24 protein-coding genes are annotated in these 23,941 nt (G+C 69.5%); 15 read left to right on the forward strand and 9 right to left on the reverse strand.

Annotated features, from left to right (window positions below; genetic code table 11):
* Nucleotides 1–4: 4 nt before the first annotated feature.
* The 5 genes from IF12_RS0103050 to nadA form a co-directional block, all read right to left on the reverse strand.
* The gene (locus tag IF12_RS0103050) at nt 5–1,177 is read right to left on the reverse strand and encodes a mechanosensitive ion channel family protein (RefSeq protein ID WP_051703900.1); all 1,173 of its coding nucleotides are present in this window, start codon (nt 1,175–1,177) and stop codon (nt 5–7) included.
* 70 nt (nt 1,178–1,247) lie between these two features.
* On the reverse strand, nt 1,248–2,312 hold the full coding sequence (locus tag IF12_RS0103055) for a WG repeat-containing protein (protein ID WP_133884235.1): 1,065 nt from the start codon (nt 2,310–2,312) through the stop codon (nt 1,248–1,250).
* Between the two features lie 176 nt (nt 2,313–2,488).
* Nucleotides 2,489–3,157, reverse strand: a complete 669-nt coding sequence (locus IF12_RS22585; protein WP_051703901.1) for a DUF3043 domain-containing protein — start codon at nt 3,155–3,157, stop codon at nt 2,489–2,491.
* 114 nt (nt 3,158–3,271) lie between these two features.
* Nucleotides 3,272–4,639 carry a UDP-N-acetylglucosamine 1-carboxyvinyltransferase gene (murA, locus tag IF12_RS0103065; protein WP_051703902.1) on the reverse strand — a complete coding sequence of 456 codons (1,368 nt, stop codon included), beginning with the start codon at nt 4,637–4,639 and terminating at the stop codon, nt 3,272–3,274.
* Between the two features lie 313 nt (nt 4,640–4,952).
* On the reverse strand, nt 4,953–6,119 hold the full coding sequence (nadA, locus tag IF12_RS0103070) for a quinolinate synthase NadA (protein ID WP_030154419.1): 1,167 nt from the start codon (nt 6,117–6,119) through the stop codon (nt 4,953–4,955).
* Nucleotides 6,120–6,456: 337 nt separating this feature from the next.
* On the opposite strand from nadA, the gene IF12_RS0103075 reads away from it, so the two are divergent.
* From IF12_RS0103075 to IF12_RS0103120, 10 genes are all read left to right on the forward strand, one after another.
* Nucleotides 6,457–7,560, forward strand: coding sequence for a glycerate kinase (locus tag IF12_RS0103075; RefSeq protein WP_030154421.1), 1,104 nt, complete (start codon nt 6,457–6,459; stop codon nt 7,558–7,560).
* Between the two features lie 147 nt (nt 7,561–7,707).
* Nucleotides 7,708–8,079, forward strand: a complete 372-nt coding sequence (gene erpA / locus IF12_RS0103080; RefSeq protein ID WP_081913086.1) for an iron-sulfur cluster insertion protein ErpA — start codon at nt 7,708–7,710, stop codon at nt 8,077–8,079.
* A gap of 154 nt (nt 8,080–8,233) precedes the next feature.
* Nucleotides 8,234–8,932 (forward strand): PfkB family carbohydrate kinase, encoded by a 699-nt coding sequence (locus IF12_RS0103085; RefSeq protein WP_133884236.1) that lies wholly within the window; start codon nt 8,234–8,236, stop codon nt 8,930–8,932.
* Between the two features lie 203 nt (nt 8,933–9,135).
* Nucleotides 9,136–10,800: an ABC transporter substrate-binding protein gene (locus IF12_RS0103090; protein ID WP_133884237.1), complete on the forward strand. Its 1,665-nt coding sequence runs from the start codon at nt 9,136–9,138 to the stop codon at nt 10,798–10,800.
* A 63-nt stretch (nt 10,801–10,863) separates the two neighbouring features.
* Nucleotides 10,864–11,874: an ABC transporter permease gene (locus IF12_RS0103095; RefSeq protein WP_030154430.1), complete on the forward strand. Its 1,011-nt coding sequence runs from the start codon at nt 10,864–10,866 to the stop codon at nt 11,872–11,874.
* The gene (locus tag IF12_RS0103100) at nt 11,867–12,790 is read left to right on the forward strand and encodes an ABC transporter permease (protein WP_030154432.1); all 924 of its coding nucleotides are present in this window, start codon (nt 11,867–11,869) and stop codon (nt 12,788–12,790) included. Before IF12_RS0103095 ends, IF12_RS0103100 begins: the two co-directional genes overlap by 8 nt.
* Before the next feature lie 5 nt (nt 12,791–12,795).
* Complete coding sequence (locus IF12_RS0103105; RefSeq protein WP_030154435.1) at nt 12,796–13,833, forward strand: ABC transporter ATP-binding protein; 1,038 nt, start codon at nt 12,796–12,798, stop codon at nt 13,831–13,833.
* On the forward strand, nt 13,823–14,863 hold the full coding sequence (locus IF12_RS0103110) for an ABC transporter ATP-binding protein (protein WP_030154436.1): 1,041 nt from the start codon (nt 13,823–13,825) through the stop codon (nt 14,861–14,863). Before IF12_RS0103105 ends, IF12_RS0103110 begins: the two co-directional genes overlap by 11 nt.
* A gap of 231 nt (nt 14,864–15,094) precedes the next feature.
* Nucleotides 15,095–15,256 carry a hypothetical protein gene (locus IF12_RS25415; RefSeq protein WP_156036799.1) on the forward strand — a complete coding sequence of 54 codons (162 nt, stop codon included), beginning with the start codon at nt 15,095–15,097 and terminating at the stop codon, nt 15,254–15,256.
* A gap of 102 nt (nt 15,257–15,358) precedes the next feature.
* Entirely contained in the window at nt 15,359–16,921 is a 1,563-nt protein-coding gene (locus tag IF12_RS0103120; protein WP_133884239.1) for a hypothetical protein, read from the forward strand.
* Between the two features lie 111 nt (nt 16,922–17,032).
* Here IF12_RS0103120 and IF12_RS0103125 read toward each other — a convergent pair whose 3' ends face one another.
* Nucleotides 17,033–17,566: a hypothetical protein gene (locus tag IF12_RS0103125; protein WP_030154440.1), complete on the reverse strand. Its 534-nt coding sequence runs from the start codon at nt 17,564–17,566 to the stop codon at nt 17,033–17,035.
* 229 nt (nt 17,567–17,795) lie between these two features.
* On the opposite strand from IF12_RS0103125, the gene IF12_RS0103130 reads away from it, so the two are divergent.
* Together IF12_RS0103130 and IF12_RS0103135 are read left to right on the forward strand one after the other, a co-directional pair.
* Nucleotides 17,796–18,380 (forward strand): hypothetical protein, encoded by a 585-nt coding sequence (locus IF12_RS0103130; RefSeq protein WP_133884240.1) that lies wholly within the window; start codon nt 17,796–17,798, stop codon nt 18,378–18,380.
* 66 nt (nt 18,381–18,446) lie between these two features.
* Entirely contained in the window at nt 18,447–19,103 is a 657-nt protein-coding gene (locus IF12_RS0103135) for a CatB-related O-acetyltransferase (RefSeq protein ID WP_030154444.1), read from the forward strand.
* Between the two features lie 8 nt (nt 19,104–19,111).
* Here the strand turns inward: IF12_RS0103135 and IF12_RS0103140 are convergent, their stop codons facing one another.
* On the reverse strand, nt 19,112–19,714 hold the full coding sequence (locus tag IF12_RS0103140) for a superoxide dismutase (protein WP_030154446.1): 603 nt from the start codon (nt 19,712–19,714) through the stop codon (nt 19,112–19,114).
* A 187-nt stretch (nt 19,715–19,901) separates the two neighbouring features.
* Nucleotides 19,902–21,017 (reverse strand): cysteine desulfurase family protein, encoded by a 1,116-nt coding sequence (locus tag IF12_RS0103145; protein ID WP_197034583.1) that lies wholly within the window; start codon nt 21,015–21,017, stop codon nt 19,902–19,904.
* A gap of 141 nt (nt 21,018–21,158) precedes the next feature.
* On the opposite strand from IF12_RS0103145, the gene IF12_RS0103150 reads away from it, so the two are divergent.
* The 3 genes from IF12_RS0103150 to IF12_RS0103160 all read left to right on the forward strand — a co-directional run bounded on the left by IF12_RS0103150 (nt 21,159) and on the right by IF12_RS0103160 (nt 23,160).
* Nucleotides 21,159–22,079: a cytochrome c oxidase subunit II gene (locus IF12_RS0103150; protein WP_051703905.1), complete on the forward strand. Its 921-nt coding sequence runs from the start codon at nt 21,159–21,161 to the stop codon at nt 22,077–22,079.
* A gap of 8 nt (nt 22,080–22,087) precedes the next feature.
* Nucleotides 22,088–22,534: a cytochrome c oxidase subunit 4 gene (locus IF12_RS0103155; RefSeq protein WP_030154452.1), complete on the forward strand. Its 447-nt coding sequence runs from the start codon at nt 22,088–22,090 to the stop codon at nt 22,532–22,534.
* A gap of 113 nt (nt 22,535–22,647) precedes the next feature.
* On the forward strand, nt 22,648–23,160 hold the full coding sequence (locus IF12_RS0103160; protein ID WP_030154454.1) for an NUDIX hydrolase: 513 nt from the start codon (nt 22,648–22,650) through the stop codon (nt 23,158–23,160).
* Between the two features lie 3 nt (nt 23,161–23,163).
* Here IF12_RS0103160 and IF12_RS0103165 read toward each other — a convergent pair whose 3' ends face one another.
* Nucleotides 23,164–23,931, reverse strand: a complete 768-nt coding sequence (locus IF12_RS0103165; RefSeq protein ID WP_035748238.1) for a protein phosphatase 2C domain-containing protein — start codon at nt 23,929–23,931, stop codon at nt 23,164–23,166.
* Nucleotides 23,932–23,941: the final 10 nt, after the last annotated feature.

Raw genomic sequence — 23,941 nt, forward strand, 5'->3', positions numbered from 1 at the left:
CCGGTCAGGCTTCGGGGGCGGGCCTGCGCTGCTCGAACGGCATCTCGCTGAGCAGCATCTGCACCTCGGAGGGCTCGATGGGCTGGGCCTCGGCCTGCTGGTCGGGGAAGGCCGCGCCGCGCACGTCCATCACCGACTGGTGGCTGTTGACGCGGATGCGGGGGATGCAGTGGGGGTGCTCGGCGACGATCCAGCCGATCATGTGCTCGCGCACCCCGCACCTGAGGGTCCACTGGTCGGCGGGGTTGGCCGCCGAGACGGTGATGCGCAGGCGCATGTACGGGCCCGTGGCCTCGATGACGTTCATGCTGTGGCTGCGCCCGTCCCACAGCGGGCTCTCGGTCAGGTACCGGTGCAGCTCGGTGCGGGCCGCCTCCATCGGCAGCCGCCAGTCGGCGTCGAGCATGACCGTGCCGATCACCGCGGGGTTGTTGCGGGTCCAGTTGACGTACGGGTGGGACTTGAAGTACGAGGTGGGCAGCACCAGCCGCCGCTCGTCCCAGATGCGCACGACCACGTAGGAGAGGGTGATCTCCTCGATGCGGCCCCACTCGCCCTCGATGACGACGACGTCTTCGAGGCGCAGCGCGTCGCCGAAGGCGAGCTGCATCCCCGCGAAGAGGTTCTGGAGCATCGTCTGCGCGGCCAGTGCGGCGATGACGCCCGCGAGGCCGGCCGCCCCGAGCAGCGAGGTGCCGAGGACCCGCAGCGAGGGGATGTTGAACAGGATGATCCCGATGGCCACCATCCACACGCCCGCCGCGACCAGCCGGTAGGTGACGATCGCCTGGGTGCGCCGGCGCCTGCCGCCGACGTCGTTCTCGTCGAGCGAGCCCCAGCGCGACTGGACGGGGGTCTTGGCGATGCTGAGCAGGTTCGAGATGAGCCACGCGCCGGAGATGACGGTGCCGAACATGAGGGTGCGGCTCAGGTTGATGTTCCACGGGTTGTCCCAGCCTCCGGCGGCGACGTCGCTCTGGACGAACAGCAGGATCTGCACCCCGCCGGTGGCGGCCATGAGCTGCGCGGGCCGCAGGGCCTTGCCGATGAGGAGGGACTGGCGCTCGGAGGCGTGGCGCAGCAGCAGCCATTTGATGAGCAGGCGCGCGAGGCTGACCGCGAGGGCGGACAGGGTCGCGACGGCGACGATGACGACCCAGGGGTCGAGGTTCGGCATGGCTCTCAGGCTATCGAGAAACGTGAGGACTCTGGGTGCCGCGTCCCTCACCGCGGGTCGGCGCCGGCGGCTACAGCGGCCCGTCGTCGATGGAGACGGCCGCTTCGAGGGTGCCGAGGGCCTCGGCGCGGTCGAGGCGGAGGGGGACGGTCTCGGCGCCGTCGAGTCCGAGCACGCCCCAGGAGTAGCCGTCGGTGACGAGGAAACCGGCCGGGTGGACCTCGATGCGCTGGTAGCGCGGGGGCACGACGACGCGGCCGGTCTTGTGGACGAGGACGACCCGGCCCCGCTGGGAGGCGGCGGCGACGCCGTTGACGAACCCGGTGACGGTGCGCCCGTCGGCGGTGGGGGTCTCCATGGAGGTGTAGAGCATCGGGACGACGACGGTGCCGTTGCGGTCGATCGCGCCCCAGTCGGCCTGGCACACGGCGGCGACGCCGCCTCGGAAGTCCCCGGCCTGGCTGAACGCGGCCTGCACGACCGGCTGGCCGTTCGGGCCGAGGTAGCCGAAGCGGCCGGTCTGGGGGTCCTGGAACCGCTCGGGCGCGGGGTGTCCGGCGCGTTCGGGCCACCCGCGCGGGGGCGGGCCGAACCCGGTCTTCGCGGCGCGCTCCTCGATGATCGAGAGCGCGGTCTCGACGATCTGCATGACGAATCCGTGCGGGTTCTGCTCGGAGGCGCGCTGGACGTGGATGAGGCTCTCGGTGATGCGGCCCTGGGCGATGCACGAGAGCCCGGCGTAGGCGCGGACGGCGCCGGTGAGGGTCCGCGGCAGCTCGCCGGCCTCGGCGAGCGCGAACAGCTGGTCGGCCTCCTCGAAGCGGCCCCGCACGCGCAGCACCTGCCCGAGCCGGGCGCGGGCGGGGGCCAGGAGCAGGTCGGCGCCGACGGCCTCGGCGTACTTGACGGCGGCGGCGGCGTCCACTTCGGCCGCGTCGAAGTCGCCGAGGACCCGCAGGATGACCGCGCGCACGCCCAGCAGGCGCGACTGGTCGGCCTCGCCGGCGTGGCGGGCGAGGCGCAGCGTCGCCTCTTCGCGGATCTGCTGCAAGGCGACGGTGTCGGCGATCGCGTGGCGCATGGTGGCGCGATCGAGCGGGCCGAGGGCGCGGAACAACCCTGCCCGCAAGTCCACCGCGACATCCACCACGTTGACTACTTTCCGGGGTCAGAGAGGGCTACGACAGTTCGAGGGTAAGCCATCGGGGACCCGGGAGGGTTCACTGCGGTGCGCCGGGCCCGTCCGATGGGCGGGCGGAGCCGGGCAGCGCCGCCCTGTGCTGCGCGAGGGGCCGGTGGGACCCCTCGGCGCTACTTGACGATCTTGCCGAGGTCGTCCTCGGTGGCCTTGTAGCTCATGCGGGCCCGCGGGTTGCGCATCGAGCGGGGCATGATGCTCCGCTGGATCGCGTACCAGTACAGGCCGCCCTTGCGCTGCTCGGTCTTGGGGAAGCGCTTGTAGACGATGCGCTTGACGCGCCGGCACAGGAGCACCGACTCCAGGACGATGACGGCGGTCAGGGCCAGCAGCGCGATGAACAGGTAGCTCTGGAGCTGGACGTTCCCGGAGGTGGAGAAGATGAGGATCGCGAACGCGCCGAACATGTAGTACTGGCCGACCGACCAGCGCGAGTCGACGATGTCGCGCACGAGGAGGCGCTCGGGGCCGCGGTCGCGCGGGATGTGGTACTTGTCGAAGAGCGGGTCGCCCTTCCACTGGCCTTCGGCGATGCGGGCGCGCTCGGCCCGGAGGTCGGCCTTGGCCTGGCGCTTCTGCTCCTTGGTGAGCGGGCCGGACTTCTTGGCGGCCTCCCGCTTCTCCCTGTTCGTCAGCGGCGGGTTGATCGGGGGGCGCGCCTTGGACTGGTTGGGCCTTCGGGGGGTCGCCTTGCCCTTCTTCTCCGTGCCTTTTCTCTCGACGGCCGCGACCGGCGTCGGTTCCTCTGTGGCAGGGTCTGCCTGGGCGGACTTCTTCCCCACGGACGATCGGCCTTCCTCAACTCGCTGCGTGCTGCTGCCTCTCAAGCATACCTATGCCGGTGTCGCCCGGATTGCTCACGGCTCGCGGCTGCGTACGAACCGGCGCGCGGTCGCTCAGGCGCGGGGCCGCTCGATCTTGGCGCCGAGTCCGAGGAGCTTCTCCTCGAAGTTCTCGTAGCCGCGGGTGATGTAGCGGTCGACGCCGTAGACGCGCGAGGTGCCCTCGGCGGCCATCGCGGCGATGAGGTGGCTGAATCCGGCGCGGAGGTCGGGGATCTGGAGGTCGGCGGCGTGCAGCTTCGAGGGCCCGGCGATGACCGCCGAGTGCAGGAAGTTGCGCCGTCCCCAGCGGCAGGGGGTGCCGCCGAGGCAGTCGGAGTACAGCTCGATGTTGGCGCCCATGCGGCGCAGCTCCGAGGTGTAGCCGAAGCGGTTCTCATAGACCGTCTCGTGCATGATCGACAGGCCGTCGGCCTGGGTCAGGGCCACCACGATCGGCTGCTGCCAGTCGGTCATGAGCCCGGGGTGCACGTCGGTCTCCAGCGCCACGGGCTTGAGCGCGGTGCCGGGGTGCCAGAAGCGGATGCCGCCGACGTTCGGGTCGTCGTCGACCTCGTAGGCGCCGCCGATGGAGCGGAAGACGTTGAGGAAGGTCATCATGTCGGCCTGCTGGGCGCCGCGCACGAAGACGTTGCCCTCGGTCGCGAGGGCCGCCGAGGCCCAGGAGGCGGCCTCGATGCGGTCGGGCAGGGCCCGGTGCGAGTAGCCCTTGAGCTCGTCGACGCCGACGATCTCGATGACGCGGTTGGTGTGGACCTTGATGATCGCGCCCATCTTCTGCAAGATGCAGATGAGGTCGACGATCTCCGGTTCGATCGCGGCGTTGCGCAGCTCGGTGGTGCCCTTGGCCATGACGGCCGTCAGCAGCACCTGCTCGGTGGCGCCGACCGAGGGGTACTCGAGCTCGTAGCGGATGCCGTGGAGCCCGTTGGGGGCCGACAGGTGCGTGCCGTCGGGGCCCTTCTCGACCACGGCGCCGAACTCGCGCAGAGCGTCGAGGTGGAAGTCGATGGGGCGGCCGCCGATGTTGCAGCCGCCGAGGTCGGGGATGAACGCGCGGCCGAGGCGGTGCAGGAGCGGCCCGCACAGCAGGATCGGGATGCGGCTGGTCCCGGCGTGGACGTTGATCTCCTCGACGCCGGCGGACTCGACCGAGGTGGGGTCCATGTAGAGCGTGTCGCCGTCGAGTTCGACCTCGACGCCGTGGACGCGCAGGAGCCCGGTGACGACCTCGACGTCCCGGATGGCCGGGACCGATCGCAGGACCGAGGGGGAGGTGCCGAGCAGGGCCGCCACCATCGCCTTGGAGACGAGGTTCTTCGCCCCGCGGACGGTGACCTCGCCTTCGAGGGGGGTGCCGCCGTGGATGATCAGCACATCGTCGAGAGTGCCGGATTCGGGGGTGGCGTCGGTGCTGCTCAACAGGTCTCCTCGATCGGTGGAGTTCTGGATTGTGATGCCGGGGAGCGCCGGTGCGGCGGCGGTGACGGTCGGGACGGGCTCCGGCTGCCGAGGCGGCTTTCGCGAACCGTGAACCTCCGGTGGCGGACCAACGATAACGGAATAGCCACAAGGAAAACGCCCAGGTAGCGACTTTACCCACGGTGATCATGCGCACCACCCGTTCGTGCAACGGAGGCCCGCGCTCGCGCGTGATTAGACCCCTGCGACCGGGTCCGCCCGGATCGTGGACCCCGCTGATCCTATAGGATCTACGATCCGGGTGAGCGGTTCGCTACGGCAGCGCGAGCATCCGGTCGAGGGCCTCGCGCGCGTACGCGGCGGTGCCCGGCTCGACGGTGATCGTGTTCGGGACGCGCCCGGCCACCAGCTCCTCCAGGGCCCACACCAGGTGCGGCAGGTCGATCCGGTTCATCGTGGAGCAGTAGCAGACGGTCTTGTCCAGGAACGAGATCTTCTTGTCCGGGAAGCGGTTCGCCAGGCGCCGCACCAGGTTCAGCTCGGTGCCCACGGCCCACGAGGAGCCCGGTTCGGCCGCTTCGAGCCGCTTGATGATGTACTCGGTCGAGCCCACGTAGTCGGCCGCGGCCACCACCTCGTGCTTGCACTCGGGGTGGACCATGATGTTGACCTCGGGGTCGAGGCGGCGCATCTCCTCGACGCATTCGAGCGTGAAGCGCCCGTGGACCGAGCAGTGGCCCTTCCACAGGATGATCTTCGCGTCCCGCAGCTCCTGGTCGGTGAGGCCGCCGTTCGGCTTGTGCGGGTTGTAGAGCACGCAGTCCTCGAGCGCGTAGCCCAGCTCGCGCACCATCGTGTTGCGGCCCAGGTGCTGGTCGGGCAGGAACAGGACCTTCTCGCCCTGGTCGTAGGCCCACCGCAGCGCCCGCTCGGCGTTCGAGGAGGTGCACACCAGGCCGCCCTCGCGCCCGACGAAGCCCTTGATGGCGGCGGTGGAGTTCATGTAGGTCACCGGGACCGTCACGTCGGCGACGCCGACGCGTTTGAGGTCCTCCCAGCACTGCTCGACCTGCGAGGCGGTGGCCATGTCGGCCATCGAGCAGCCAGCGGCCATGTCCGGCAGGATCACCCGCTGGTGGTCGCCGGTGAGGATGTCGGCGCTCTCGGCCATGAAGTGCACGCCGCAGAAGAGGATGTACTCCGCGTCGGGGCGCGCGGCGGCCTGCTGCGCGAGCTTGAACGAGTCGCCGGTGACGTCGGCGAACTGGATCACCTCGTCGCGCTGGTAGTGGTGGCCGAGGACGAACACGTTGCCGCCCAGGGTCGCCTTGGCGGCCTTGGCGCGTTCGACCAGGTCGGGGTCGGAGGGCGCGGGCAGCTCGCCGGGACAGTCGACGCCGCGCTCGGAGCCGGCGTCGGTCCCGCGTCCGAGCAGCAGCAGCGCGGTCTGAGTGGAAGCAGGTTCATTGAAGCCCGTCATGATCGCCATCCTAATCCGTTCCGAGCCTTCTTCGGCCCTGCCGAATCCCGGCGAATGCTCAGGCAGGTCCGAGGTCGATGGCCCGCCGGAACGGCCGCAAGCCGTCCCCGCTGGCAGAAGGCCCGCCGAGGTCACCGCCAAGCCTGAGGAGCGCTCACGTACCGCGCTGTAGTCGTGAGCAGCGGCACTGTCACACCCCGAGAGCACTATCGAATCGGGGGCGGCACCGCGCCGACACACCCGACCGCAGGGGCACCAGACACCAATCCCCAAGCCTCTGCGAACCACATCGGCAAGCGGTTACACCAGCCCGCCTCCCATCCACTACGCTCTTGGTGTGCGCATCCTCATAGCTCCCGACAAGTTCGCCGGCACCATGAGCGCCGCCGAGGCCGCCGACGCCATCGCAGCCGGCTGGCGCCGCGCCCGGCCCGACGACACCGCCGCCACCCTCCCCCTCGCCGACGGCGGCCCCGGCTTCGTCGAGGTCCTCCACCACGCCCTCCCCAACGCGACGAAGCACACCGTCCGCGCCAGTGACCCCCTCGGCCGACCCGTCGACGCCGACTACCTGCGCGAAGGAGACACCGCCTACATCGAGTCCGCCGCCACCTGCGGCCTCCACCTCCTCACCGGCGCCGAACGCGACCCCCGCCGCACCACCACCTACGGCCTCGGCACCGTCATCGCCCACGCCGTCGAGCACGGCGCCCGCCGCGTCGTCGTCGGCCTCGGCGGCTCCGCCACCAACGACGCCGGCGCCGGGATGCTCACCGCCCTCGGCCACGTCTTCCGCGACGCCGCCGGCGAACCGATCCCCTACGGCGGAGCGGCACTCGCCGCGGTCGCCGCCGTCGAAGGACTCCCGCGCACCCGCGGCGTCGAGTTTGTCGCCGCCACCGACGTCGACTCGCCCCTCCTCGGCCCCCACGGCGCCAGCCACGTCTTCGGTCCCCAGAAGGGCGCCGCCCCCCGCGACGTGGCGCTCCTCGAAAGCGCCGTCGCCCACTTCGCCGCGACCGTCGAAGACCGGCTCGACCGGCCCGGCCTCGCCGACCGCCCCGGCGCCGGCGCCGCCGGCGGCCTCGGCTTCGCCTTCTTCCTCCTCGGCGGCCGCCGCGAGTCCGGCGCCCGCCTCACCTGCGACGCCGTCGGCCTCGACGCCGCCGTCGCCGAAGCCGACCTCGTCATCACCGGCGAGGGCTCCTTCGACGCCCAGAGTCTGCGCGGCAAGCTCGCCGCCGAAGTCGCCGCCTCCGCCGCCGCCCACGCCAAGCCCTGCCTGGTCCTCGCCGGCCGCGCCGACGACGCGACCCACCCCGACCTCGCGGGCGTGCACTCGGTCACCGAGCTGCTCGGCAGCGCCGAGGCCGCCATGGCCGCGCCCGTCGAAGGGCTGACCGCGCTGGCCGAGCAGGTGGCGAAGGAGCGGCACGGGTAGGTACCGTCGGACACAGGACCGGATCGTGCGCCATGTCCCCCCGAGAGTGACCTCGGGAATAGAGACGCCTCTGATCCGGTTGGGTACTGTTGACTGGTCGAAGAGACCCGGTCGACCTGGATCTCGCATTTATCAGAGGAGTTGCTAGTGAGCGCCACTCAGCAGACCGAGGACGTCAAGGACAACGCCACCAAAGTCGGCGTCGTGCTCACGGACGCGGCGGCCGGCAAGGTCAAGGCCCTGATCGAGCAGGAGGGCGAGGAAGGCCTGCGCTTGCGCGTCGAGGTCAGCCCCGGCGGCTGCTCGGGCCTGCGGTACGGCCTGTACTTCGACACCGACGTGCGCGACGGGGACACCGTCCAGGACTACGAGGGCTTCGGCGTCGTGGTCGACAAGATGAGCATCCCCTACCTCATCGGCGCGAGCATCGACTTCGCCGACCGCATCGACGCCCAGGGCTTCACCATCGACAACCCGAACGCCCAGGGCTCCTGCGCCTGCGGCGACTCCTTCCACTAGGAGCCCGGGTCCATCGCTTTCACAGCCCGGTCGACCGAGTGTCCGACCGGGCTGCTTCGTGTTCGCGCCGAGTGCCGTCCCGCCTCCCGCGACCGCCCTTTCCATTCCTGAGCCTTCGCGCTCCCACGTCCCCGACTGAACGAGGACCTTTGCTGTGCCACTGCAAGGCATGAAGACCGCCGTCACCGGAACGACCGCCGAGGCCGTCGGCCTCGGCATGAGCCGCCTCGGGCAGGCCCCGGTGGTGCTCGACGCCGACGAGCTCGACCTCATCGACGTCATGGAGCGATCGGGCACCCTCGGCCTGGTCCACATCGGGCCCGGCGTGCCCAAGGCCATGCACGCCTACGCCGACCAGGCCCGCGACCTCGGCCTGGAGTTCAGCGCCGACCCCGGCGAACTCGAGGGCGAGGAGGCCGTCGAGTTCCTCTCCGGCGCGAAGTTCCTCGTCACCGACCGCGACCGCCACCGGCGGCTGCTGGCCAGCACCGGGTTGAGCGACGACGAGCTCCTCGAGCGCGTCCGCGTCCGCGTGACCACACTGGACCAGGAGGGCGCCGAGATCGTCGGCCACGACATGGAGCACGTCCGCGTGCCCGCCCCGCGCGCCCGCGAGGTCGCCGACCCCGCCGGCGGCGGCGAGGCGTTCACCGCCGGGCTCCTGGCGGGCCTGGGCTGGGGGATGAGCCTGCGCCGCAGCACCGAGGTCGGCGGCCAGCTCGCCGTACTCGCCCTCGAAGCGGTTGGGCCGCAAGGATATGCGGTCGAACCGGTGGAATTCGTGCACCGCCTCGAACAGTCGTACGGGATAGCCGCGGCCGCCGAGGCCTCCGCCTACCTGCTGCCCGAGTGAACTCGCCGGTCATCTTGACCCGCAATGGAAACCACTGTCTCACTTGTTGGGGTTCGGGCGGCAACGCCGAGGAAACATATGCGCGGAAAGGTCTCCTCTTGCCGTCCGGAAGGTAACGATTTCACAACGCACTCTTTCTTTTAGGGGTGTTGTACGACATGGTGTGAGTTATCCCACGAACCACTCACACCCTGGAGCGCCCAGTGCGACGAACGAAAATGGCGGTAGCCGCTGTAGCGGCCACCGGCCTCGCGGTGTCCCTAGCCGCCTGTACCGGCGATGAAAGCGATCTCGACGGCGGCGAAGGCGGCGGCGGCATCGTCCAGATGCAGGTCGGCGAGGTCCGGAGCCTCATCCCCGGCGGCTCCGGCGAATCCGAGGGCTTCCGGATCATGCACAACCTCTACGACGGCCTGGTCTACTACGACGCCGTGACCGGCGACCCCGACTACCTGGTGGCCGAGGACATCTCCTCGGACGACAACCAGACGTGGACCATCAAGATCAAGGACGGGCTCACCTTCCAGAACGGCGAGCCGGTCGACGCAGAGGCCTTCATCCGCTCCTGGAACCGCACCGCTTACGGCGCGAACGCCCTGCCGCTCAACTACTTCTTCTCCACGATCGCCGGCTACGAGGACCTCAACCCGCCGCCGCTGCCCGAAGAGGAGTGGGACGACCCCGACACGCCCAAGATCCCCGAGTCCGACGTCAAGGAGCTCTCCGGCCTGAGCGCGCCCGACCCCCTGACCCTCCAGGTCGAGCTCTCCGCGCCGTTCATCGGCTTCCCGACCATGCTCGGCTACGAGGCGTTCTACCCCGTCGCCGAGGAGTGCCTGGCCGACACCGCGGCCTGCGAGCTGGTGCCGATCGGCAACGGCCCCTTCAAGTTCGAGGAGCCCTACGACCTCGAAGCCGGCGGCACCGCCCTCAAGTGGGAGGACTACCCCGGTGAGCAGCCCTCGATCGACGGCGTCCGCTGGCACGTCTACCTCGACGGCGCCAACTGCTGGGCCGACTACCTGACCGGCGACATCGACGTCTGCCGCCCGCCGGCCTCCGACTACGAGTCCGCGGTCAACGACCCCGACCTCGCCGAGCGCCGCATCGTCCAGGACGGCACCAGCACGCTCGTCCTCGCCTTCCCGCTCTACGACGACACCTACGCCGACGTCAACCTCCGCCGGGCCATCTCGGCGGCGATCGACCGCGAAGGCGTCCTCAACGTCATCGGCCCCGACCGGTTCAACCCGCTCGACTCCTGGGTCCCCGCCTCGATCAACGGCGGCGGCCAGGGCTTCTGCGGCGAGTACTGCACCTACGACCCCGACCTCGCCAACGACCTCCTCGAAGAGGCCGGCGGCTGGCCTGAGGGCGAGAAGCTGCGCATCTGGGTCAACGACTCGGCCGACAACCTCGACGTCTTCCGCGCCATCGGCGACTCCATCGCCGAGACCCTCAGCATCGAGTACGAGATCGTCCCGATGGAGTGGACCGACTTCCTCGCCGAGCGGGAGGCCCACAACCTCGACGGCCCGTTCCGCTCCGGCTGGGGCCCCGACTACAACCTCAACGAGAACTACCTCGAACCGGTCTACGGCGGCGGCGCCGCCACCAACGACCAGGGTTACGAGAACGCCGACTACGACGCCAAGATCGCCGAGGCGGCCGGCGCCGCCAGCATCGAGGAGGCCGTCCAGCTCTACGCCGAGGCCGAGGAGATCCTCGCCGGCGACATGCCGAGCGCGCCGATCTTCGTCGAGCAGGTCAGCTACTTCTACAGCGAACGCGTCGACAACGTGGTCGTCCACCCGATCTACTCGGGCCCGGGCGGCGACGCGGAACTGCGCGACATCGTCATCAAGTAGCCGCTGAGAGCGATCCGGCGGGCGGGCCACAGCGGCCCGCCCGCCGGTCTAGAACGGAATCCAATGGGACGCTACGTCATTCGGCGACTGCTCCAAGCACTGCTCACCCTCGGCATCGTGCTGTTCATCCTGCACTACCTCATGGCGCTGTCCGTCCAGATCAGAGGCAACCCCGCCATCCTGTTCTTCGGCGGCGAACGCACGCCCGACCCGGCGATGCTCGCGCAGGTGGAGCGCCTCTACGGCCTCGACAACGGCTGCTACGACCGGCCCGGCGACCCCTGCCTCGTCCCGTTCGTCGAACGGCTCCAGAACTACGCCGCAGGCGACTTCGGGACCACCCTCAACGGGAACCGCGACGTCGCCGCGCTCCTGGGCATCTACATCCCCAACACGCTGCGGCTGTTCCTGTTCTCGACCGTCACGCTCGTGGTCCTCGCCATGGTCCTGGGCACCTGGGCCGCCCGCCACCGCGGCCGCCTGGTCGACCACTCGGTGCGCGGCACCACGATCCTCATCGACTCGGTCCCGGTCTTCCTGATCCTCCTGGCCTACGTCTACATGATGGCCGTCCCGCTCACCCGCTGGGCCCGAGGCATATGGGGCACCGAGTCCTTCATGGGCCAGGTCTTCAGACCCAGCTACAACCCCGACTACCCGTGGACGACGATCGTCATCCCCGGCATCATCCTCGGCACCGTCGGCCTCGCCACGCTCACCCGCCTGGTGCGCGCGAGCCAGCTGGAGAACATCGGCGCCGACTTCGTGCGCACCGCCAAGGCCAAGGGCCTGGGGCAGATGCGCATCACCGTCGTCCACGTCGTGCGCAACTCGATGATCCCGATCGTCACCGGCATCGGCTACCTCTTCGCCTTCATGCTCTCCGGCGCCGTCCTCACCGAGGGCGTCATGGGCATCCCCGGCATGGGCTACATGATCTTCAACGCCGTCCAACGCCAGGAGATCAACCTGGTCATCGTCGGCCTGACCATCAGCGCCATCGTCGTCGTGGTCGTCAGCCTCGTCGTCGACCTCCTGTACGCCGCGCTCGACCCGAGGATCCGCTATGAGTGAGCTGACCGTCCCCACCGGGCAGGCCGAGGCCGCGCAGACGTCGCTGTGGAAGGACGCCTTCCGGACCATGAGGCGGCGCCCCGACGTCATCCTCGCGACGCTGATCCTGCTCTTCGTCTTCGCGATGGCCGCCTTCCCGACCCTCTTCACCGACAAGGACCCGACCCGGTGCATCGGACGGGAGGCGCGCCAGCGGCCCGACACCTGGTTCACCGGCGAGCACCCGCTCGGCACCGACGCCTTCGGCTGCGACTTCGCCGCCACGATCGTCCACGGCACCCGCCCCACGATCGTCCTCGCGCTCACCGTCATCGTCGCGACCGTCGTCGCCGGACTCCTCCTGGGCGTCCTCGCCGGCTACTTCGGCGGCTGGCTCGACGCCCTCATCTCCCGCGTCCTCGACGTCTTCATCGTCATCCCGATGCTGCTCGGCGCGATCCTCCTGCTCAGCCTCTTCCGCGGCCGCGGCTCCTCGGGCAACCTCATCGAGACGATCGGCCCGGCCGCGCTGGCGCTGATGATCTTCAGCTGGATGGAGTTCTGCCGCTACGCGCGGGCCGCCACGATCGAGGCCAAGAACCTCGACTACGTCCAGGCCGCCCGCTGCCTGGGCGCCAAGGACAGCCGGATCATGTTCCGCCACATCCTCCCCAGCGCGATCATCCCGGTGACCGCCGTGGTCCCCACGACCATCGGCGCCATCATCGTCACCGAGTCGGCCCTGGCCGTGCTCGGCCTCGGCGTCCAGGCCCCCGCCACCAGCTGGGGCGTGCTGCTGTCCAAGGGCACCGAATGGGCCGGCGGCGGGTACGTGTACCTGTTCGGCATCCCGCTGTCGCTGTTGATCCTGACCGTGTTCGCCTTCGCCGCCTTCGGCGACGCCCTGCGCGACGCGCTCGACCCGAAGCTGAGGTGAGACCAGTGGTATCGACTCCCCAGGTCGTCGGGGACACGCTCCCGGGCGCCGACTTGAACGCGCCGCTGCTCGAAGTGGAGGACCTCAAGGTCGAGTTCCGGGTGCGCGGCAAGCGCGTCCCGGCCGTGCGCAGCGCGAGCTTCACCCTCGAACGCGGCCGCACCCTCGCCGTGGTCGGCGAGTCCGGCTCGGGCAAGTCGGTGACCTCCCAGGCCGTCATGGGCATCCTCGACTCGCCGCCGGCCTACATCACCGGCGGCGAGGTGCGCCTCCAAGGCGTCGACCTGCTCAAGCAGAACGAGGAGACCCGCAGGACGGTGCGCGGCAACCACATCGCCATCGTCTTCCAGGACGCGCTCTCGGCGCTCAACCCCCTGTGGTCGGTCGGCTTCCAGATCGGCGAGCTGTTCCGCGTCCACCGCGGCACCGGTCGCGCCGAAGCGAAGAAGCGGGCGATCGAGCTGCTCGACCTCGTGGGCATCCCCGACGCGAAGAACCGCGTCGGGCACTACCCGCACCAGTTCTCCGGCGGGATGCGCCAGCGGGTCATGATCGCGATGGCGCTGGCCCTGGACCCCGAGGTGCTCATCGCCGACGAGCCGACCACGGCCCTGGACGTCACCGTGCAGGCGCAGATCATGCGGCTGCTCAAGAGCATCCAGGAGGAGCGGCACATGGGCCTGATCCTCATCACCCACGACCTCGGCGTGGTCGCCGACGTCGCCGACGACGTGGCGGTCATGTACGCCGGGGAGGTCGTCGAGCGCGCGGGCATCCGCGACGCGTTCAAGCGCCCGGCGCACCCCTACAGCAAGGCGCTGCTGCGCGCGATCCCGCGCGTGGACACGCTCGGGCAGGAGCTGGAGGTCATCGCGGGACTGCCGCCGAACCCGGCGTCGCTGCCGACCGGCTGCCCGTTCCACCCGCGCTGCAAGGCGGCCGAGGACCGCTGCGCCGAGGAGGCGCCGCCGCTGGCGGCGGTCGCCGAGGGCCACACGAGCCGCTGCCACTTCGCCATGGAGGTCTACCGAGATGAACGCTGAACTGGGGCAGGCCGACAGCGCGACCGAGCCGGTGCTGGAGGCGACCGACCTCGTCAAGCACTTCCCGATCCAGCGCGGGATCGTCGTCAAGCGCACGGTCGGGCGCGTGCAGGCCGTCGACGGGGTCGACCTGCGCCTCCACGCGGGCCAGACGCTCGGCGTGGTCGGCGAGTCCGGCTGCGGGAAGTCGACCCTCGCCAAGCTCCTCGTCGGTCTGGAGACGCCCACTTCGGGGTCGATCAAGGTGCTGGGCAGGGAGATCGGCAACCTGTCCTCGCGGCGCATCCGGCCGGTGCGGCGGGACATCCAGCTAGTGTTCCAGGACCCGTACACCTCGCTGAACCCGCGCATGACCGTGGGCGACATCATCGGCGAGCCGTTCGAGATCCACCCGAACGTCGTCCCCAAGCGCGAGCGCGCCGGGGAGGTCAAGGACCTGCTCGACATGGTCGGGCTCAGCCCCGACCACATCAACCGCTACCCGCACCAGTTCTCCGGGGGCCAGCGCCAGCGCATCGGCATCGCGCGGGCGCTGGCGCTGCGCCCGCAGGTGCTGGTGTGCGACGAGCCGGTCAGCGCGTTGGACGTGTCGATCCAGGGGCAGGTGATCAACCTGCTCAAGCGGCTCCAGGCCGAGTTGGGCCTGGCGTACGTGTTCATCGCGCACGATTTGTCGGTGGTGCGGCACATCGCCGACGAGGTGGCGGTGATGTACCTGGGCAAGGTGGTCGAGCGCGGCACGGGCCCGCAGATCTACGACCACCCGAGGCACCCGTACACGCAGGCGCTGCTGTCGGCCGTGCCGGTGCCCGACCCGGACCTGCGGGGCCACCGGGAGGAGATCATCCTGCAAGGGGACGTGCCCTCGCCGATCAACCCGCCTTCGGGGTGCCGGTTCCGCACGCGCTGCTGGAAGGCCGAGGAGCAGTGCGCCGAGGTGGTGCCGACCCTGCAAGTGGGCGACAACGGCACCCACCCGACGGCGTGCTTCTTCGCCGAGGAAAGAGACGTCACCCACGCCGTGAAATAGCGCGCCAAGTGATCAAGGGCGTCTTCATGGTAGGTGAGGACGCCCTTCTCCGCGCCCGCTGACAACAGCGGCCCCACAACCCGACTAGTCTTCGCGATAGACTAACGTATCGCTATATTGTCAGAGAGACAATATACTTGTGAGTAGCTTTCGATCCGTTATAAGACTGAGATCTACTTATCAAACATTTACACACCTTATCCATCATATTCCGACCATTGGAGCTGATTCATGACCGCCGGACACTTCTTCCCCTCTCACGAGGGCATCACCCAGAAGACCGGAGCCGAAGAGCACCACCATCTGTGGCGATTCGTCATCACGCTCGCCGCGGTTCGACCTGCCGCCACCGTCGCCGAGGACTGCCCGGCGGCCCGACTGCGAAGCCGGTAACCGGACCCTGCCGAGATGACCTCTTCACACCCTTCCTCGCAGCGATTCCGGTTGGCGGGGCTCGACGCTGTTCGCGGGAATCTTGCGACTTGGCATGTGTGCGTGCGAATCTACCTCGATCCGCTGTTCAGGGACGACGTGCTCAACAAGGTCTACGAACCGTTGGGAAAGGCGGTCGCCCCTGATCCGGCCATCAATCCGGTACTAGTGGTGAGCCACGGCAAACATGCCCGGTGGATCAACTTCGTCGTCATGATGGCGCTCTACTGTGTCGGCGCCGCTTTCCTCATCGCCGAAACCTGGTCCAACCGGGCTGTTCTGGCGGGGAGCTTCCTGCTGTGGCTGGCGTTCGCCAGTATCGGTCAGGAGCCGTCCTCCAAGCCGTCGCTGCGAATGGAGACCTACCCGGACGCAGTGCATCTCCTCAAGCCGCTGCGGTTCAAGGTGATCTTCATCCTCGGCCCGGTTCTGGTGCTGATCGGCCTGATCGCCAACGACGTGTGGTGGCGGGCATTCCTCGAGCTCGCTGCGCTCGGACTGATCTGCGCTGGAGGAGGCCTCTATCGGGCCAAGCGCATTTCGCTGATTCCGAATGCGAAGACGCCGCCGGGATTTCGGGGACCTCGGCATCGGCGGATCGAATCGAGCCGGGCCACCGAGGTGATCATGTGCCGCGACGAGGACCACGAGTTCGTGGGATTCGGCGGTCTCGGCGTGAAGCATCGGATCATGTTGCCTCCGACACCTCCGTTCGGCGGCGCCGAGTCCGAGGACATCGACTTGGACCTGGTGGCCAAGGAACTGTGGACTCGGACCGAGGATCTCGCGGGCGATTCGGAGGAGGACCAGGAAGCGGACCCCGAGGTCGCCCAGCTCACCGTTTGCAGGCAGGTGTTCGTCGCGGAGACGGCCGTCCGAGAGCCGATCTACTTGCTTGAGGAGGTCAACATCCGCGGTCAGGAGTACAAATCGATCGCCGAGGCATGGACGTCACCGTCGCTCTCGGTCAGACCGTATCTGCGCATCCAGGTCGCCGAGGGCGGTGGGGAGCTGGTCACGAACCTGTTCGTGCGCATCTATAGGAAGCTGGACGTGCTGGTGGTCGATCTGATCACCTGTCGTCTGCTTCCCACGTTGTCCTGCTTCAAACTGTTCGAAGCGGGCGAGATGGAGAAGGGCCCGTTCTTTCGTCGGGCCGCAGTCGTCGGCTTCCTGAGCATGCCCTTGGCGGTGTTCCAAGGGCCGATCAGTGCCACCAAGACCGCCGGCAGGTGGGGGGCGCGCGGGCAGGAGAGATTCAAGAAGTGGTGGAAGGTGAGCCCGGTCGGCCGCGCCCCGGAACTCGGCATCCGGCACTGGAGCAGTGAATCTCTTGCGAACAGCCCGAACGGGCTGGAGGACGCCGCCGCTATGGAGCGCGCTCTGGCGTACCACTGCATGAAGGTCTTGAGCGATTGTCTTAGGGGGAAGGTCGACGTGACACCGTTGGAGAAGGAGATGGGACACGAGGAATCGCAGCGCGGTCCGCATGAGTACCACATCAACAGCCATGGCGGGACCATCTCGATCGGATCAGTCGGATCCTACTCGCAGACCAGTGCCGGAGTTATCGGCAGCGAAGGCAAAGGATTCTTTCTCAAGCTGAAAGAGCTGCTCAAGCCCTGAGCAGGGAAGGGCTCCGTCCATAGCGGGCGGAGCCCGTACCCGGGTCGCCACGTAGTTCGACGCGGTGCCCGCGGCCGTCCGGATTCGGCGCTGCGGGAGGCGTTCAGGAACTCAGCGGGTGAGGGCGTCTATGAGGGACAGCGCCGCGGAGACGAGGAGGATCGGGCCGGTCAGTGCTCCAACCACCGCGCTGACGGTGAGGGACTTCGACTTCGCGATCGGGACCGCCGCGATCGCGGCGGCCGTGATCAGTGCCGCCGTCACGTGCACGGCGGGGATCTCCAGCAGGACCGCGACCGGGAACAGGTGCACGCCGACCACGAAGGCGATCCACGCCGAGATCAGCTCGGCGTGCCCGCGCCAGGCCAGCAGGCCCGCGCCGAGCCCCGCGGCGGCGAACTCGATGCCGACCACGATGCCGAACGCCGCCCCGGTGCCGCCGTCGAAGACCGTGCCGTCGGACCAGTGCCGCCACAGCAGCAGCCCGCCGCCGATCGCGGTGAGGCCGCTGAGGATCGACCCGATCCGCAAGGGCCACAACCATGAAGCGGGGGGCTTCTCCTGCGCCCAGCCGAACCAGGCCATGGCGAAGAAGCCGAAGACGGCCGCGAGTCCGGCCGCGTCGCGAAGGTGTTCGGGAGTCAAGGCGCTCGCCGTTCTCGTCGTGGGGGAGGATTCGGAGGGGCGGGCCCGCGGCTGCGGGGCCGCCCTCGTGCGGTGCCAGACTATCCGGCGGCGGCCCCCTCGCCCCGGTGGACCGCTGTCCGCTCGAAGTTCACCTGCGGTGCAACCCTGTCAGGTGGTGACGGACGGTAGATTCAGAAGGCGGAATCTCGTAGTATTGGCAGTTCGCCGCAGATGATCGGAGCCTCCCTTGATCCGACCGACGACCGGACTCCCCGACCCCGCCCCGCGAAGGTCCCTTGTGGCCACCTGGCTCGCGGTCGCCGTCGCGGGCGTCTCCCTGCTGTGCGCGTTCGCGGCGTGGTCGGCCGCCTCGCCCGCGCGCACCGAGGCCGCCGCGCGGCTGCTCGACCGCGACGACGCCTTCGCCGAATACCACCTGCTGCGCCTCGACGAGATCGTGCAGTTCCGGTTCATCGACCTCGCGATCGCCTACCTCGCCGTCGCGATCCTGTTCGCGGCCCTCGCCGTCGCCGTCCGCATCGGCCCCCGGTGGTCGGTCGTCCTCACCGGGACCCTCAGCGCCGCAGGGGCGCTCATCATCGGCGCGGTCGTCTTCGCCCGGCTCCTCACCGGCGTCCCCACCCTCGCCGGCTGGAGCCAGGAGGACCTGGTGCCCCTGCTGACCGAGGTCACGCCCGCGTGGTTCGTCACCGCCGAGCAACTGCCGCTCCTCGCCACCTTCACCGGCCTGCCGATCATCCTGGCGCTGTTGGCCGTCGGCCGTTTCCGCTCGCAGACGCACCGTCCGGACGGCCCCGAACTCGGCTGGTGAGCCGAACCGCCGCGCCCCGTGGCCCCTACAGGTACCATGCGTTCCTCTCCGATGAAAGGAACGCACATGACCCCCGACCCGACGGTGCTGCACCCCCTGCCCGGATTCCCGCGCGTGGTCTTCCTGAAGCCGCTCATCACCTCCGAGAAGATCGAAGTCGGTGACTACACCTACTACGACGACCCGGACGGCGCCGAGCGGTTCGAAGAGTGCAACGTCCTCTACGGGTACGGGCCCGAGAAGCTCGTGATCGGCAAGTACTGCGCGATCGCCGCCGGCACCCGCTTCCTCATGGCCGGCGGCGACCACCCGATGGTCGGCCCCTCCACGTTCCCGTTCACGATGTTCGGCGGCGAGTGGGCCGAGCGGACGCTCGACATCATCGCCGGAGTCGAGAGCCGCGGCGACACCGTCGTCGGCAACGACGTGTGGTTCGGCTGCAACACCATGGTCATGCCCGGCGTGACCATCGGCGACGGCGCGATCATCGCCTCCGGCGCGGTGGTAACCGCCGACGTCGCGCCCTACACGATCGTCGGCGGCAACCCCGCCCAGCCGATCCGCAAGCGTTTCGACAAGGCCGCCATCGAGAAGCTGCTCAAGGCCGCCTGGTGGGACTGGCCGGTCGAGCTCGTCACCGAGCACGCCCGCCTCATCATGGGCGGCTCGCCCGGCGACCTCGCCGCCGTCGCCGCCAAGCACGGACTGGCGCGCGCCCGGTAGCCCGAGCCTCAGGCCGCCGCGGCCTCCGCGTAGCGGGCCGCGACGTCCTCCCAGTTCACGACCTCCCACATCGCCTTCACGAAGTCGGGCCGCACGTTCTTGTACTGGAGGTAGTACGCGTGCTCCCACGCGTCGAACGCCAGCAGCGGCACTGAACCCTGGGCCACGTTCCCGTGGTGGTCGTAGACCTGCTCCACGATGAGCCGCCTGGACTTCGGCTCGAAGGACAGGACGCCCCAGCCCGAGCCCTGCACGAGCGTCGTCGCCGCCGACAGCTGGCCGTGGAAGCCCTCGAACGACCCGAAGTACTCCTCGATCGCCGCGGCGAGCTCGCCCTCGGGACGGCCCCCGCCCTCGGGGCTCATGTTCTGCCAGTAGAGGGAATGCAGGACGTGGCCCGACACGTTGAACGCGAGGGTCTTCTCCAGGCCCACGATCTGGCCGAAGTCGCCCTTGTCGCGCGCCTCGTCGATGCGCTCCATCATGTCGTTGGCGCCCTTGACGTAGGCGGCGTGGTGCTTGTCGTGGTGCAGCTCCAGGATGTGGCCGTTGATATGCGGCTCCAGCGAGCCGTAGTCGTAGGGCAGGTCGGGCAGCGTGTAGACGGTCATGGTCGCCTCTCTCACTTGCGGCAGCACGGTTCGCAGCAACTCTGTTGCTAAAGCAACCGTTTCACAATTGCAAGTCATGTGCAATAGAACGCGACACGGGAGGCCCGTGATCCCGATCGTCTTAGGACCATGGTCCGAGAAGTACTCACCACCGAAGGCGCGCAACGCCTCCGGCCCGAGCCGGCGCTCAGCGCGACAGCCGCCGGATGCCCTCCACGATCCCCGGCAGCGCCTCCAGGAACCGCTCGACCTCCGCCTCGGTGCTCTCCCGGTGCAGCGACACCCGCACGTTCCCGTGGCTCAGCACCCCCATCGCCTGAAGCACATGCGAGGGCCGCAACCGCGTCGAAGCGCACGCCGAACCCGACGACACCGCGAACCCCGCCCGGTTCAACTCCGTCAGCAGCACCTCCCCGTCCACCCCCAGGCACGAGAACGTGACGATGTGCGGCAACCGGTCCACCGGATCGCCCGGCAGCTCCACCTCGGGCACCGTCTCGGCGATGTGCTCCCTGATCCGCTCGGTCAGCGCCCGCGCCCGCTTCGCGAGAGCCTCGCGCTCCTCGACCACCGCCCGCAGCGACGCCGCCGCGGCCACCGCCGCCGGCACGTCCACCTCGCCGATCGCCTCCCTGATCGAGGCGTCCTCACCGGGGAACGGATTGCGCCAGCGCACGCCCCTGCGCACCACCAGCAGCCCCGCGCCCGCCAGGCCGCCCCACTTGCGAGCGCTGGCCGCCAGCACCGACCAGCCCTCGGGCACCGGCTCCCACGGCAGGCTCGCCGCCGCGTCGCACACCAGTGGCACGCCGCCCGCGTTCGCCGCGATGGCCCCGATCGGCTGGCGGGTCCCGACCTCGTGGTTCGCGCTCTGCACCGCCACCACCGAGGCGTCCTCGATCCCCGCGAGCGGATCGGCGTCCACGCGTCCCAGCCGGTCCACGCCGACCGCGACCGCCCTCCCGCCCCCGGCCTCGTGCCAGTCGGCGGCGTGCAGCACCGCGGAGTGCTCGACGGCCCCGTACACGAGCGGCCCGGGCTCGCTGCGGGCCGCGATCACGCCCAGTACCCCGGCGTGCACCGCCTGTGTCCCACTCGATGTGAAAACGACCTCATCAGGGTCGACGCCCAGGGAGGCGGCCGCCGACTGCCGGGCCGCCTCCAGCAGCATCCGCGACCTCCGGCCCAATGTGTACAGTCGTCCCGGGCCCGCCCAGCCCTCCGACAAAGCCGCTGCGTAGGCCTCCCGGGCCGCCGGGTGGGGCGGCTGCGCGGTGGCGCCGTCGAAGTAGGTCTCGGTCACCAACCCAATGTAGAAGACTTCCGGTCGCGAACCCAACCCCTTGCGCCCCGCGGCGGGGGTGAACCAGTAGGCTCGTGCCGTCAAGATCTGCGCCCTGCCGCCCGCCCGGCGGCCGGCGCGGAGCCGAGCGCTGAGAAAGGCATGAGACAGGTGGTCGGAAAACCGTCCCGAGTACGTCGCGGCCGAGCCCGCCGCGCGATAGGTCTCACCGGGATCGCCGCGCTGCTCACCATCGCGCTCGCGGGGTGCAGCCTTGACGACGCCTTTTACCTGGGCTGGCCGCGCACGCGCCCCACGACCCAGTCCGAGCAGATGTTCGACCTCTGGATCGGCTCCACGATCGCGGCCCTCGTGGTCGGCCTCATCGTCTGGGGCCTGACGTTCTGGTGCATCGCCGCCTACAAGAAGCGCGACACCGACACCGAGCTGCCGCGGCAGACGAAGTACAACCTGCCCGCCGAGCTGACCTTCACGGCCCTGCCGTTCGTGCTCATCGGCGTCCTCTTCTACTACACGGTCATCGTGCAGGACAACGTCACCGAGATGAGCGACGACCCCTACGCCTGCACCGAGATCACCGCGTTCAAGTGGAACTGGCAGTTCACCTACACCGACGCGGACTGCGAGCCCCTGACCGGCGCCGACGGCCGCGAGGTCACCGAGACCGGCTCCTCGGACTACATCCCGATCATCGTCGTCCCCAACGAGGACGACGTGCGCTTCGTGGCCAACGCCGAGGACGTCATCCACTCCTTCTGGGTCCCCGACTTGCTGTTCAAGCGCGACGTGATCCCCGGAGGCGAGGACCAGACCACCCGCTGGGAGGTCGACTTCAACTCCGAGGGCACCTTCGTGGGCCGCTGCGCCGAACTGTGCGGCGCCTACCACGCCTTCATGAACTTCGAGATGCGCGTGGTCTCCCCCGAGGACTACGAGACCTTCGTGAACGCCCGCGTCGAGGGCCTGTCCACGCCCGAGGCGCTCGAGCTCATCGGCCAGGCGCCCTACGCGACGTCCACGCACCCGTTCGACACCGACCCGGCCTCGGGCGAAGCGAGTTAAGGAGCGCCATGAAGACTGAGAACCGGCTCTTCGCCATCGTGATGGTCTCGATGTTCGTCTTCGCCGCCATCTACGCCTACGTCACCTACCTCAACGAGAACCCCGCCTACGGCGCGCCGAACCGCATCGAACCGGTCGGCACGCTCGCGCTGCTCTTCTCGGGCCTGCTCACCGGCATGGTGTGGCTGGTCTTCTGGGTCATCTCGCGGCGCATCGACCCGCGCCCGGAGGACCGCGCCGACGGCGAGATCTCCGACGTCTCCGGCGAGGTCGGCTTCTTCAGCCCCGGCTCCTACTGGCCGCTGGGCCTGGCCCTGACCGCGGTCGTCTCCGGCATCGGCGTCGTGTACTGGCTCCCGTGGCTCATGGTCGCGGGCGCGGTGGCGCTCCTGTTCGCCGTGGGCGGCTACCTCTTCGAGTACTACACGGGCACGCGCAAGCTCGGCCCGCAGTAGCACCGACACGCCAGGAGGGCCCGGAGCTTCGGCTCCGGGCCCTCCTTCGCGCCGCGCAATCCGCCACTGGCAACGGGAATCGGTCTGTATAGGGTGTGGCGGTGACTCCCTCTGTGCAGCGCCGGAAGGCGCCGCTGCTGCGGCGCCTGGCCGGAACGGTGTTCTACAGCCTGCCGCACCCGATGCGGCGGCGGATCGTGCGGATCGCAACGCCCACCTACACGCTCGGATCGGTGGTCCTCGTGATGGACGAGGAACGCGAGCACCTGCTCATGCTGCGCCAGCCCCCCGGCAAGCGCTGGTCGCTCCCCGCGGGGCTGCTCAACCGCCGCGAACAGCCGATCGAAGGCGCGCGCCGCGAACTCGCCGAGGAGACCGGCATCGAAGCGGACCTCGCCGAGCTCGACCCGGCCGACCCGTGCGCGGTGGTCCACACCCACGGCCGCTGGGTCGACAACGTCTTCCGCCTCGTCCGCGATCCGGCCTCGACCCAGATCATCGTGGACGGCCACGAGGTGTGGGACGCCGGATGGCACCGCGCCTCGGACCTGCCGGAGATGACCCGCGCGACCGCGAAGCTGTTGTCCCACTACGGACTCGGGCCCCTCGCCGAACCGGCCGAGTAGGCCTCAGAACCGCAGCCGGATCCCGGTGCAGTCGTCATGGCGCTTGGTGTTCGGCCCGATCCCGGTCACCCGCTCGCCCGCCTCGCGGACGAGCCCGATCAGCCCCGCCACGCCCACCGCCTCGGCCCGGTCGAACACCTCGGACCACGAGTGCCCGTACCGGTCGACCAGCCGGGTCAGCCCGTCGGTGCACAGCAGCAGCTCGCCGACCTCCTCGACCGGCACCGCGCCCGTGTACGCCATCGCCGCCGCGTCGGGATCGGTCGAGGCGACCCAGAACCCGCCGTCGCGGTTGCGCACCCGCGCGAGATAGTCCACCGGGTAGCGCCGGTACGCCCCGACCACGACAACCGCCGGGGGACTGGCCAGACGCGCGAGGCGCCCGTCCGACCGCACCTCGATCCCGCCGGGACCGCGCCACGCGACCGCGCAGTCGCCCAGGACCAGCCACTCGATCCGCCCGCCGGCCAGCCGCACCATCCCCACGGTCGCACCCGGCGACACCGGATTGCGCAGATCGCACGAGGCATGAAGCGCGTTCACGGCCCCGATCGCCGAGGCGAGCACCTCCGGGAGCGCGTCGGACCCGCCGATGCCGGAAGCGATCGCGGCACCGAGCCGGCGCACGTACCAGGGCACGTCGTGCACGCAGCCGTCGTCGGGATACCGCGTGATGCCGTCCAGTACCAGCGCCCACGAACCGGAGACCAGGTGGAAGTCCTCGTTCGGCGCGTCCCCGCCGGGGACCGACGCCGCCGTCGCCTCGAACATGCCCGCTCCG

The organism is Glycomyces sp. NRRL B-16210 (genome assembly GCF_000719515.1).
GTDB lineage: Bacteria > Actinomycetota > Actinomycetes > Mycobacteriales > Micromonosporaceae > Glycomyces.